Source organism: Desulfovibrio ferrophilus, assembly GCF_003966735.1.
GTDB lineage: Bacteria > Desulfobacterota > Desulfovibrionia > Desulfovibrionales > Desulfovibrionaceae > Desulfovibrio_Q > Desulfovibrio_Q ferrophilus.
In genome coordinates, this window is record NZ_AP017378.1 from 1,710,760 (window position 1) to 1,723,574 (window position 12,815).

Annotated in this window: 13 protein-coding genes; 3 read left to right on the forward strand and 10 right to left on the reverse strand. The window is 56.3% G+C overall.

Going from position 1 to position 12,815, the window contains the following annotated elements; translation table 11 throughout:
* Positions 1–132: 132 nt before the first annotated feature.
* A complete protein-coding gene (locus tag EL361_RS07935; protein WP_126378305.1) occupies positions 133–432 on the forward strand; it encodes a hypothetical protein in 300 nt (99 codons plus the stop codon).
* Positions 433–544: 112 nt separating this feature from the next.
* Here the strand turns inward: EL361_RS07935 and EL361_RS07940 are convergent, their stop codons facing one another.
* Positions 545–748, reverse strand: coding sequence for a hypothetical protein (locus tag EL361_RS07940; RefSeq protein WP_126378307.1), 204 nt, complete (start codon positions 746–748; stop codon positions 545–547).
* A 100-nt stretch (positions 749–848) separates the two neighbouring features.
* Entirely contained in the window at positions 849–1,301 is a 453-nt protein-coding gene (locus tag EL361_RS07945) for a metal-dependent hydrolase (RefSeq protein WP_172961674.1), read from the reverse strand.
* Between the two features lie 254 nt (positions 1,302–1,555).
* Between EL361_RS07945 and EL361_RS07950 the strand changes: the two genes are divergently transcribed.
* Entirely contained in the window at positions 1,556–2,416 is an 861-nt protein-coding gene (locus EL361_RS07950) for a DMT family transporter (RefSeq protein WP_172961675.1), read from the forward strand.
* A 79-nt stretch (positions 2,417–2,495) separates the two neighbouring features.
* On the opposite strand, the gene EL361_RS07955 is transcribed toward EL361_RS07950, so the two are convergent.
* The 6 genes from EL361_RS07955 to EL361_RS07980 form a co-directional block, all read right to left on the reverse strand.
* A complete protein-coding gene (locus EL361_RS07955) occupies positions 2,496–4,814 on the reverse strand; it encodes a GGDEF domain-containing protein (protein WP_126378311.1) in 2,319 nt (772 codons plus the stop codon).
* Positions 4,815–5,203: 389 nt separating this feature from the next.
* Positions 5,204–6,370, reverse strand: a complete 1,167-nt coding sequence (locus EL361_RS07960; protein WP_126378313.1) for a SufB/SufD family protein — start codon at positions 6,368–6,370, stop codon at positions 5,204–5,206.
* A 25-nt stretch (positions 6,371–6,395) separates the two neighbouring features.
* Positions 6,396–7,166, reverse strand: coding sequence for an ABC transporter ATP-binding protein (locus EL361_RS07965; protein WP_126378314.1), 771 nt, complete (start codon positions 7,164–7,166; stop codon positions 6,396–6,398).
* 175 nt (positions 7,167–7,341) lie between these two features.
* On the reverse strand, positions 7,342–8,079 hold the full coding sequence (locus EL361_RS07970) for a rhomboid family intramembrane serine protease (protein ID WP_126378316.1): 738 nt from the start codon (positions 8,077–8,079) through the stop codon (positions 7,342–7,344).
* Positions 8,080–9,723, reverse strand: coding sequence for a dephospho-CoA kinase (gene coaE / locus EL361_RS07975; RefSeq protein WP_126378318.1), 1,644 nt, complete (start codon positions 9,721–9,723; stop codon positions 8,080–8,082).
* 207 nt (positions 9,724–9,930) lie between these two features.
* A complete protein-coding gene (locus EL361_RS07980; RefSeq protein ID WP_126378320.1) occupies positions 9,931–10,677 on the reverse strand; it encodes a hypothetical protein in 747 nt (248 codons plus the stop codon).
* A gap of 204 nt (positions 10,678–10,881) precedes the next feature.
* On the opposite strand from EL361_RS07980, the gene EL361_RS07985 reads away from it, so the two are divergent.
* Complete coding sequence (locus EL361_RS07985; RefSeq protein WP_126378323.1) at positions 10,882–11,553, forward strand: flagellar brake protein; 672 nt, start codon at positions 10,882–10,884, stop codon at positions 11,551–11,553.
* Here EL361_RS07985 and EL361_RS07990 read toward each other — a convergent pair.
* Positions 11,517–12,335: an HD domain-containing protein gene (locus tag EL361_RS07990; protein WP_172961676.1), complete on the reverse strand. Its 819-nt coding sequence runs from the start codon at positions 12,333–12,335 to the stop codon at positions 11,517–11,519. The genes EL361_RS07985 and EL361_RS07990 overlap by 37 nt on opposite strands.
* Positions 12,328–12,666, reverse strand: coding sequence for a hypothetical protein (locus EL361_RS07995; protein WP_126378326.1), 339 nt, complete (start codon positions 12,664–12,666; stop codon positions 12,328–12,330). Before EL361_RS07995 ends, EL361_RS07990 begins: the two co-directional genes overlap by 8 nt.
* Positions 12,667–12,815 lie beyond the last annotated feature (149 nt).

Here is a 12,815-nt window from a genome sequence, read left to right on the forward strand (position 1 = left end):
TCTGATTCGCTGACCAGCCACCGCCTCCCGGCTTGCAATCCTCGCGCATCCATGCGAGTGAAGCTGGCGCGTAGGCATTGCAAATGGCCTGTGCACCATCCAAAGAATCAAGACGCAAAGGAGCTCATCCGCATGGCCGAGACCATCGACGACATCACGATCAACTGGGAAGACGAGGAAGGCCGCCTTCTGGTCAAGGAACTCAAGAAGGAAGTGCTGACCAAGGGATCCTGGTCTACTATTATCTTTATGTATCAAGAGATGGACAAACGTACCGAAGAGTACAAGCCCGCCAAGATCCGCGTGGGTCGCTACCAGAAGCGTGGCGGTCGTTACTCCTTGCAGTCCAAGTTCAACATTTCCTCGGCCAAGCAGGCCAAGCAGTTGGTAGACGTGCTCCAGGGCTGGCTGCCCGAGATGGAACAGGACTAGCCAACAGTCCGTAGAGCCCTTTTCGTCGGGCCGCCTTACCGCAATGGATGGGCGGCCTGCCGAAAGGCGCGGTTAGCGACAGCACCGGTAGCAATACCGGGAACGACCGTATCTAGTAGGTATCTTCAGGAGGACTGGGGGGATCAGGATGCGGCTCGTAGAATTCGCAACATCCGCAGGCCTCGGTCAGGCACTGGACATCGTGCTCCTCATCGTCCCCAGGGGGACGGTACAGACACAGCCCTTCAACCTCACAGAGGATGGGCTTGCCTTGGGGCGGACTCCAGTACTTGCAACGGGCACACAACTTTCGCATCAGACCGGTCTATCCGCACCCCGCATGGGCGTCAATACCCAACCACGATCGTTCTTTTTTTCTCGTGCATCCCAAGCCATAAATCCTGTCTCGCCCCCTCTCAGAGCACCGCGTCCAACACCAGATGCGAAAGATACCCCAACACGGCCGCTGCATAGAACGGCGCCAGTGCCAGAGGATGAACCTCCCAAAAAATCACCGGCAAGACCAGAATGGGCAAAGGGATCACGAACATGGCCCACCAGGAATGCGTCCATCCCCGATGATGCCCCAATGCAGGCAGCATGGCCGCAAAGCCGATGACGGCGGCCCACTTGAACTGCCCACGGATGAGCAACCCCAAATCCACCGCTGCCAGAATGGCATAAAACAGGCTCTGCCCCTTGGAATCCGTATCCACATCCGGGAACAGGGCCGCGAGCACTGTAATGGCTGTCAGCACGATGCCAAAAAGCGGTCCCGGCTCCTGCTCGGGCAACCATAGAGCAACCGCAGCCCACGCCACTCCGGCGAACAGACCGCCTCCCATGAGATGCCCCCTGTATCCAGGCACATTCAACTCCCCGTCCCTACGCAGGACCCGGTGAAAATTCTTGCAGCACATGACCCAAGGTTTCGACATTCCCTGAAGCCGATCACGAATGAACGGGTCGTACCAGCGACCGGGTCCGGGCGCAATGTCACTGTACAAGCTTTTCAGGTATCTTTTTGTCATTGAGAGGCAGAGCCCGCCCGTGATACATGGCAACACCGCGCTTGACCATTGCACGGGAAAAACCCCACCGACAACGGCGATCGGAGCCCCTGTTGAAAGACAACACCAAGGCGGCACTGCTGCTTGCGACCACCGCACTCATCTGGAGTTCCGGTGGGTTGGCCATCAAACTCACGGACCTGCACCCCATGGCTCTCACCGGCCTGAGGAGCACTCTGGCAGCATTAACCATGGCCGTGCTCCTGCGCGGGCGACTCTGCTTTACCTTCTCCCGTGCCCAACTCGGCGCGGCACTAGGCTATGCCGGTCTGCTGGTCAGCAACGTTGTGGCAACCAAACTGACCACTTCGGCCAACGCCATCCTGCTCGCCTACACGGCACCGGTCTATGTCGCCTTGCTCGCCCCCCTGTTTCTGGGAGAACGTACCCGTCGCTCCGATTGGCTGTTCATTGCTGTCACCATGTGCGGCATGATCCTGTTCTTCATGGACAAACTGTCTCCCACGGGCATGTGGGGCAATATCATCGCCGTGGGTACCGGCATTTCCTACGCCATCTTCACCCTGTGCATGCGCGCCCAGAAGACCGCATCACCCGTTGAATCCGTCGTCTTCGGTCACGCCATCACCGCCGCCTTGGGCCTGCCCTTCCTGTCCCAGGGACTGCCCAGCGCGGAAGGCTGGCTCGGCTTGCTGTATCTCGGGGTATTCCAGCAGGGATTCTCGCTCCTGCTCTACGTGTGGTGCATCAAACGGCTGGGGGCGCTGCCCGCGATTTTGATCATGACCCTCGAGCCGATATTCAACCCGGTCTGGGTTGCCTTGGGCTATGGCGAACTTCCAGGCCCATGGGCTTTTATCGGTGGGACGGTAGTCATCACTGCTGTCACGTTGCGTGGCGCACTCCCGGCCCTGCGCGCCAGGGCAATCCAACATTCCGGCCGGAGCAGATAAAAAGGTCCCGGCATGGCTGCACCACACCGGGACCTCATGATCGATATCCATCTTTGCCGCAAAGCGGCTCATTCATCCATTAGTAAGACTCGTCAGTCCACATCTCGGGCTTGAAGCGGATGACCTTGTTCCGGCCCCCATCCTTGGCGCTGTACAGAGCAACGTCCGCAAACTTGATGGCCTTGTACATTCCATCGCCATCATCGGGGAATTCGGAGACACCGACACTGATTGTCTTATGCAATCGGGAACCGGAAGGCAGTTCGAACGCCGTATCCTCCACCGCCTTGCGAATCTTTTCGGCCACGGCTTCCGCTGAACCAGTCTCAACGTTCTGCAAGAGTGCAAGGAATTCCTCACCACCATAGCGAATCAACAAGTCACTACGGCGGATATTGGCCTGGATAATGCCGACTACCTGCTGCAGCACGGCGTCTCCAGCTTCGTGGCCGTGTTCGTCGTTGACCTGCTTGAAGTAGTCCATATCGCACATCAACAGACCTGTGGTCTTGCCCTCACGATCAATGAGTGGCTCGTACTTGGTGATGAACTCATCCAGGAACCGTCTGTTATGGCAATGGGTCAACGGGTCACGCAGAGCCTGCTCCTTGGACAGCTTCAACAGCTTCAGGGAGCTCAGAACCGGGCCGGCCTCATCCAGATACTTGCGCAGAATCGGCATCTGAGCCCGCAGAGGTTCCCATTCGCGCCGCGTAGTCATGAAGGAAGCCACTGCTCCAACCTTGCCACTCATGACCACAGGCATGCAGACTCGAACAGCCTCGGACATGTCGCAATTGAAATGCGGACACAATTTCGGATTGTAGAACGAGACGACGTCCTCGGCGACTCGACAGGCCCGGCAGGACTCGCAGGAAAGCAACACCTGATGCTTGCACAACCCCTCGTCTTCTATGCCGTCCAGAGCCAGCACCAGGCGGTCCGCATCTTCATCCACCTCAAACACCATGTGTTTGGGCAGCCCGAATCCTTCCGTAAAGACGTGCCCCAGTTGGGCGTAGACCTCTGTCTTGTCAAAGGCACCTTGCACGTCACGGCCAAAGAACGTCAGTTTGGCCATCTGCTCAAGACGATCAGAGATTTCATCCAGCGAAGGCATCAACCCCGACTGCCCCTGACTACGCAACACGTAAGCCAGCAAATGCCCCACACGCTCCAGGAACTCACTCCACAGGCGCATCATGGTGTTCATCACGTTACGCATTTCGGTCAGTTCGTCACCCTTGCGTAAGGCGTATACGGGACAGTTATGACAGGTTTCATACTTATTCAGGAAGAGGCAGGTGTCCCGCCATTTTGGCGAAATGGCCTCGGAACCAGTCTCCAGATAACAGGTCAGGGACGGGTTCTGGTAGACCGGGCACTCCTCGTTATGACAGTGCAACACATCCAGACAGTGCACACTGTCACTCTCAAACCGCTCGGCAAAATAGTTGGAATGCGAAGAGATGATGATCTTCTTCATCCGGGAAAAGAAGCTCTCGATGCGAATCACGTTCAGATAGAGCACGGTCATGATGAGCAGCGCACCGCCCAGGAAGAACCAGATGAAGAGATTGATCTTGTTCCAGCGGGACTCGCTCAGCCCCGACGCGTCAAAGGACAAAATTGCCCAAATGTCATTGTCCAGAGGCATTGCAATCCCGAATGCATCACCATGGCCTTCCGCCAGTCCCGTGGCCGCGGCCTCGAAATCCAACCCCTTGGCCAAGGCTCCCCGCTCGGTCAGGATCTGCAATGAGCCTTCGGTTCTGCCTGAGGCCAGGGCGATCCCAAGACCTTGGGGCAAATCGATCTTTGAAAGCCCTTCCCACAGATCGCACCGGGTAACCACACACCCGACGCGGGTGTCTCCACGTTGGACAGGCCAGCGCGCGAAGAGTACGGGCTTACCGCCGACATTCTCCATCCATGTCGCGGCCTCGGTCTCCTTGGCATCGCTTCCAGACAGTTCAAAGTCCAGAGACATCAGCCCAAGAGCCTTGCGGACATTGTTGCCATACGACAACAGAAAATCAGACATACCGTCGGATGCACCTGCGGCCAGAGAAGCTTTGACTCCGGGCATCTCCGCCAAGGCGGCAGCCTGGGATCGAACCATCCCTTCCAGGCCCTGGACCTCTATACTAACAGTGGTCCTCACCAGATTGAGTTGGGCCTGAGCAGAGCGCTCGAGCACTCCACCGAAGATCACATAAAGATAGCCAATGAGAAAGAGGTTACCCAGAACGAGCAACGCTCCTGTCAGATACAGAAAGCGCCCCTTGATGCTCCAGCGATGAGGATCAAAGCGACGCGCGATGGAACGACACATGGGAATCTTTTCCCTATTGCGACCGGGCTTGATGTCGGCCTTGGAACTTCCTTTTCCGGCCATGAAAACCCCCTTCCTGGCTCGGTGAAACCGGTGGTGCAACCTACCCCGGCAATATATTTATTTCCCCTATAGATCATAAATGCAAGCATTGACAACCAGTTATGCAAGACTTTGCCAAATTGGGTAAATCCCCCAGACGCCACAATGAACAGCAAAGTAGATATCGAATAACAATATCAAATTGGCCAATACTGATTCACAACGAACACAAAGCCAGATCAAGCACCACGTTGTCATGTCATCGGAACATAAGTAAGGCCCGGTCGTTTCCGACCGGGCCTTATATTATTATTCGCGCACGTTCTTTCAAAGGGCCACTCTGCAGCAGTGGTGTCACCCTCACTCAACAGGAATGACATTGCTGCAACGAAGCTCCGCCGTTGAAGGAACTACATTGCGTCGCTGGAATCCAAATGATTGATCTGCTCGTCAATGGCCTGCTTCAGAGCCTCGGGCAGTCCGTCCATTTCCACGTTCAGGAAACCGCGCACGATGGTCGAGGTAGCCTCGTCCTCATCCAGACCACGGGCCTGGAGATACTCGATCTCCTCCTGAGCAATCTTGCCCACCGCAGCCTCATGGGAAAGTTCCACGCCCTCGCGAGAGGCATCCAGTTCCGGAATAGCATGGATACGGCCACCACCAAGAATCAGGCCCTTGCATTCCAGATGACCACGCGCAGGCACCGCGGAGGCAGTGATACGCCCCGGGGCAACGATGGTGCCACCAGTGGTCAGGGTACGGGAAATGATTTCACCACGGGTGTTGGGAGCCATCAGGTTGATTGCCGAACCGGAGTTCACATGACTGCCTTCGGGGGCAACGATCACGGAATTGAATCGGGCACGGGCGCCCTCACCAACCAGATCAATGGAAGGATAGGACTGCAAAGTTCCCACGGCCTTCATCAGCACGTAGTTGCTCTGGAACACGCCGCCTTCTTCGACAATGCCACGGGTGCGCGGACGGACCACGACATTCTCTCCCCAGTTATGGATCATGGTGAAGGTCAGCTTGCCGCCCTTCTTCACGAAAAACTCGGAAATACCCAGATGGGCCGCAGCTTCGGTCTCGCTCGACACGGCACAACCGGTAATGATGTGCAACTCGCTGTCTTCTTCCACAATGACGACGTTGTGGACGTTCTGGCCCACCTGCTCACCCTTGAGGAACAGACAGGACTGCACAGGCTCTTCGATCTTCGCACCTTTTTCGGTGCGCACGAAATAACCGCCGTGCAGATTGTCGTGGGCCTGGCGGGTAAACTCATCCTTGTCAGGATCAATGAGCTTCCAGAAATACTCAGGAAGGCCATCGTACTTATCCAGGGCCTTCTTGATATCGAGAATCTCGACGCCCTTGTGATTGGACTTGCAGTGCACACCACTATGGTTCAGGTGCAAGAAGGAACCGGCGCGTTTATCCTGCTCCACATCCACACCCGCCATAAGCAGTTGATGCTTGTCATCGTCCGACAGGCTGCGCAGGTCCTCGATGGTGCTTTCTTCCGCACCAGAGAAGGTAAAATCGGACAGTTTGACGTCGCTTGCGTTCATATCCGTCTCCGAAAATCTAATATCGTTATTTGGTCAGGCAGCGGACGCATTCCTGGTAGCCATACTTGCCCACGTGCTCCAGAATGTCGCGGGGCCGTGCTTCGCAGCACAGGTGGCCATTGTACATCACCTGACCACGGTCAGCGTTGATGTAGTCCAGAATGTATCCGGTATGGGTGATGATCAGGCCAGAGGTCTTATGGCTGGAGCGGATCTCTTTCATGCTCCTGAGCGGGTCGGGAGCCACAAAACCATCCAGCAACTGCCGGGCAGTCTTACCGATGAGCTGCATGTTCTCCAGGTCAACACCGGATTCCGGCTCGTCAAAGAGTACCAAATCCGGGGACTGAGCCATCAGCTGCAACAGCTCGGAACGCTTGATCTCACCACCGGAGAAACCGGCGTTAATATCGCGCTCCAGAAAATCGGTAAAATTAACCAGACCGGAGAGTCCATCCACATCCGGAATACCGTTCCGGCTATGCTTGCCACACATTTCCACCAGGTGCCGGGTCTTCAGACCGTGGATGGTGGGAGGACGCTGGAAGCTCATGCCAACACCCAAGCGAGCGCGCTCGTGAATGGGCGCGTGGGTGATATCCACCCCCTTGAAGGTGATGGTGCCGCCGGTCACTGTGTAGTTGCCGAAACCCATCAAGCTCATGAGCAGTGTCGTCTTGCCCGAACCGTTGGGTCCGAACAGGATGAAAGTCTCGCCTTCCTCGATGGTCAGATCGATACCACGCAGGACTTCCTTGTCGCCTATGTTGACGTGCAAATTTTCAATTTTCAGCATGTATTATTCCTTCTTGGTCTCGGCGAACGCCGCCTTGCGCCCGCGTGCCCACACACATAATCTTCTTACCGGAAATGTCCAGCAAGTGGTGCGGAGAAAATTCCTATCAAACTAATCTGAATTCGCAAAGCTCGACTCCGGCCTCAATACAGCAAAGATCATCGTCATTACGCTCCTAGCGCCGAAAATCATCTTTATATAGAACAGGTCCTTCAGGTTTGGCACAGAAATAACAACGCCCCTTCTTGCGAAACACTGGGAGCAGCAGCATTCCAGCCACAAAGCCCCCGGCATGGGCCCACCATGCAATGCCCGCGCCCGAGCTCGTTGACATGGCATCCGAAACCCCTGAAAAAAACTGCACCACAAACCAGATGCCCAGATAGAGCACCGCCGGAATATTCAGGATCAACGGAAAGATGAAAATGGGGATAAGCGTGACAACCTTGGCGTGGGGATAGAGCAGGAAATAGGCTCCCATGACTCCGGCGATGGCCCCGCTGGCTCCCACAACCGGGGCCACGGCCTCCGGGTTGAAAATATAATGCACTCCCAGCGCCGCCAGCCCTGAACAGAGGTAGAATCCTGCGAACCTAAGCGGCCCCATGACATCTTCGATGTTGTCCGCGAATATCCACAGGGTCCACATATTCACGATGAAATGCAGCCAACCGCCATGCAGGAACATGTAGGTCACGAAGGTGTGCATCCCGAAATCCGGATAGCCAACGTGCTGCGCCACCCAGGGGTGAGTGAACCGAGCCGGGACCACACCATAGAGATGAAACAAGGACGCCGTCTCTGGTGGGGACAGCGTCAGGGTATAGGCAAAGGCCAAGGCGTTGAGCACGATGATGCCGTACACCGAATAGGGGACATGCACGCGGGGAATGGAATCACGCAGGGGGAACATCTAACAGTTTCCAGCCCACAAAGCATTCAAGCGGTTCTCAAGGGCAACGCGGCTCTCCCGACGCCTGTCGACAAGCTGCCTGAGCAGCTCCGCCACATTCTGCTTCAAATCTTCCAAGGTTCCGCCATTATCAACCACAAAATCACAGGCCGCCAACTTGTCGGCCTCCGCCCACTGCCACGACTCAAGCGTCGCCACGGTCTCTTCATCCCAACCCCGCGTAGCAAGACGGGCTCTGCGCACACCCTCGGTACAGGACACCCCCACAACCACGTCCGCAAGTCCCTGCTCGACCCAACCACCTTCCAGGAGCAACGGAACCTCGGCCACAGCCACATCCTCGCGGCGGTGGCTGCGCCAGAATTCGGTCATGCGGTGACGCACCAACGGATGCACCACATCCAGAATCTCGCGGCGCATCCCCTCGGAGGAGCGCATGGCGGCAAACAACTGGGCTTTGTCCACCGCAGAACCGGTAGGCGCAAATTTTTCCCCGAAGCGCCTGCGGAGCATGATCCACCCGTCCGCCTCTTCCTCATATAATTCGGCCACGCATTGATCTGCGGAAAACAACGGCGCTCCAGCTTCAGCCAGCAGCGCAGCCACAGTGGACTTGCCACAGCCGGGCATCCCCACCACTCCCACACGCTGCACACTCTGCCCAAGGCTCAGGGCCAGACGTTGGAAGTCTTCAGCCGGAGGCAGGACGAATTCCAGTCTCTCCCCGGAATGAGGGTGGGTAAATCCAAGGCGCCAGGCATGCAGCATCTGTCGTCCGGCCAGGGCCGGATCCAGTCCTGAATCACGACACCACTCGGCATGTTGGCGCGAGCCATAGACGACGTCTCCCAGCAAAGGATGGCCGAGGTGTGCCATATGCACGCGAATCTGATGGGTCCGGCCAGTGTGGATGGTCACCGCCACCATGCTGGCCGATCCGTCCGGGGTGGACCACAGAACTTCCCAATCGGACAGAGCGTCGCGCCCGCCTTTTTCCACAACCGCCATCTTGGTCTTGCTGCGCGGGTGACGACCAATGGGGGCGTCGATTGTCCCCTGATTCCCAACATTGCCTTGAGGCACACCGTGTACCAAAGCCAGATAGCGTTTATCCACCCGGCGTTCGGCAAAGTCAGCAGACAAAGCCAAGCGCGAGGCTTCATCCAGCGCAACCAACAGCAGACCAGAGGTATCCTTGTCGATGCGGTGCACGATGCCGGGACGCTCCCCTTCCATTTCCAGAATCTTGGGAAATCGATGAGCCAATTGATGCACCAAAGTCCCGGCGGGTCGCCCGGGAGCGGGATGCACGGTCAACCCGGCAGTTTTATGGATCACGGCCACCCGTCCATCCTCGAACAACACGTCCAGCTCACTCTGCTCGGGAACAATGCCCGAGCCAGGAAGCTCCAAAGCCACGTCCACGGTCTCGCCGCCCATGAGCTTGAACTTGGGCTTGGTACGCACAGTACCATCCACAAAAACCTTGCCCCCCTTGATCAGATCCTGCACTTTGCCGCGCGAAACACCTTCGCCAGCCAGTTGTTCAGCCAGATATGCGTCCAAACGACCTGCCACCGAAGCGGAGGAAACATCGAAGCTCCGCGCGGTATCATCGGCGGAAGTGTCATTGAAAGAATTCATAAATTTGATGGGCCTTTTGTTGGCATTGCAATTCTGGCGTGACACCGTTGCACATTTCGCTGCAGCACAACCGCAACAGCGAAAACAGAACAAGGGCCTCAGAACACTATAAAATGGACAACGATGCGGAGAAACGAAGCCGCCCGGAGAAATCAAATAAGCACGAGCTAGCCAAAAGCAGCCCCCCGTGGCATTTTTTTTTCGGCGTTATAGCATATGAGCGCGGGCGACCTTGAACAAATCTTCATAGCTGATCTTGGTACGCAGGGCCAAAGCCATGTCCAAAGCCAGATTCATTTTCACAGTCGCAGCACCGAGCATTTCTTCCGCAGCAATCTCAAGGCACCCGAGGACAAACCCCCGCTCAAACCCATCCATGACCATGCCCAACCCCTGGTTGAAATACCGGCAACGGCCATTCTCGGCCATGGGTTCCAGTCCGGCCTTGCCCTCACGCCGTGCCCAGAGGACATAAAAGAACAATTTCAGAATCAACTGCTCGGCGGGGAGAGAGGCCTCCACCGTAACGACATAGCTATCCTTGCCCGTCTCGGCCAGGCGAACCATGTCCAACGCCATCTTGGTGAGGTTCTCCTCGGTCAGAGACGGTTCCGGCAGATACGACCCCATACGCAACAGCGCCTTGCGGGGGTTATCTGCGGCAGCGATGGCGACCAGGGCCTCACGCATCAGAGTCAGCTTGAGGCGAAGTTCACGCAGCGTACTCTCCCGCCGGATCATCCCAAGCCTGCGCACGTCAGCTTCCGAGGCACCGGTAAAGCATGTCTCAAGCAGATACTTGATGTATGGCTCCTCGGTATTTTCCGCCTCGTCCTGAATCACCTTGGGCACATACTTGATACCCATGACTTTCTTCAGGGACAGCCAGTAAGCGGCGATCCCTTCCAAGGGCATTTCCAGTAAATTGATATCCTTGACGCTTTCTTCGCTCACAATACATCCCCTGCCGAAGGTTGGGCACGATTTCGCATTATCCATTGAAATCGCAATGGAATCAAGGGCGGAGGGGAACACACTCGGCACCCTCCCCGGACGGTGGGGTTTTCCCTTAAATTCATCTGGGGCAGTTGATAAAAACAGTCGCTGACGTCAAAGAAGCGTAGAAAACAGAGCCCAAGACAGAAAGGAGAGGGGACCATGGCCCCGACAAAGACCACAAGCAAGCTGCCCAGCAGCATCTACAATATCACCCCCGGGACCCAGCTACTGGTTACGCTGGCAGGACTCGATGAACGATTGAAAACGTCGTTTATCGGCCTTGAGCGCAAGCGTTATTTCATATTCAAAACCCCAAAACGCAAGATTCATAACGGCATCTACGACTATCTCTATTCCGGTAACGAAGCCAAAATCAGCTTCCTGTATGAAGGCAATATTTGGGGCTTCGCCTCCCGTATCCAGGCCTATACCGCCACTCCTCATCCTCTGGTCTTTGTGGACTTCCCCAGCGCCATCGAATCTCACAACCTGCGCAAGGAACACCGCATTGAATGCTATTTTCCGGTGCAGGCCTTCAGTGGCAGCGACGAATATCAAGCCATGATTCTGGATTTGAGCCGGACTGGCTGTGGCCTGTCCTATTCGGTCAGCGATCCCGACAAGCTCCCTGCTCTGGGCGATACGGTCAGCATCGAGTGTCCACTGTTCGGCGCAATGGGTGAGGCACGCATCATAGGTGAGGTTCGCCGCGCGGCCTGCGAGTCAAACAACATTATCAACCTGGGGCTCACTTTCCAGGAGTTGGACTCCAAGGTCGATCAATGGATCAAGAATTACGTAGCCCAGGTCATCGGGCTGTTCTCTCCCTGATCTCGCAACAGGTCGGTCTGCAACTGCCGCCCCAGTTCAATGAACTCGGGCCGATCAGGCATCAATTTCAGCAAATCATTCAAATGCCCCCTCTCACGCAGCAATGCACGACTCGAAGTAAAATTCAGATCGTAAACCCAAGAGGCCAGCAGCAATTTAAAGTCGTTGAGATAGCGCATATCCATATAATTGGCCTGGCTGCGCCCCTGAACCTGTTCCAGCACAACAGGAGTATAGGCCTCCGGATCTTCTTCAAGCCCCAGCGTAATGGTCTTGTCCAGCGGTGAATCACAATCAAGGTGTTCGAGCATAACCAAAAAGATGTCCAGCTTGTCCGCATCGCGCACCGCACGCGCGGCCAAATCGATCCCGAAGGGAAGCCCCCTGGGCAGATTGCGACGGTTATGCAGAATCACTGCCGACAGCACTACCTTGCGGCGGACCGGGTCCAAATCCTCCAACAATCCCTCTTCGCGCAGGGCACGAACCCCCATCCGTCCGTGATCATCCGAAAGCTTGTCCTTGAAGGTGCCGTAACGAACCAATTGAGGGAAGCGGCCAGTATCATGATACAGGGCAGCCAAATGCACGGTCTCGACAAGCCCGGCGTCCAGCCCGCCCTGTCCGGCAATCCCCTTGAGAATAAGCTGGGCATTGTCCAGCACCCGCAGCGAATGCTCACGCTTGAGGTCGATGTTCCCCAATTGCCCATCCGCCATGGCCCTGTACTTGGCCACAAAGTCCCCGAAACGGCGACGATGCACCCCAAGTAAATCAGGCATCGTCTTTCCAGAGGGTTTTGACCGCTTCCTCATAGTCATCATCAGACAACTCCCCATCCTTCCAGCTCTGCCGCAACACCTTGGCCTTGGCCTTCTTGCGATTACGTTCATCGATGTGTTCGGTACCAAACTCCTCAGGCCGCAGTCGCCCCCCCGGCCCGAACAGGACTCGCAGGAGCCAGGCAATGCCAATAAAAACAACAAGGACGAACAGCAACCGGGCCGCACCAGCCACCCAGGGGCTCCCCAGACCGGTAAAAGGCCACCCTTCCCAGCCTGTGCGCTGCGCTGTTGTCTGAACCTGAACTGCCACATTAAGCATATTGAACACTGCGTACTCCTTGAACAAATCACATTTCAAACCTGTCGCACCCGCGCAGGCCCGCAAAAGGTACCCGTTTCGCACCTCGCCCACAACCGCCGAGATTGCCAAACCTCCTCATTTTATTTATGGAGTCAAGACCAACCTTTGCCATTTAC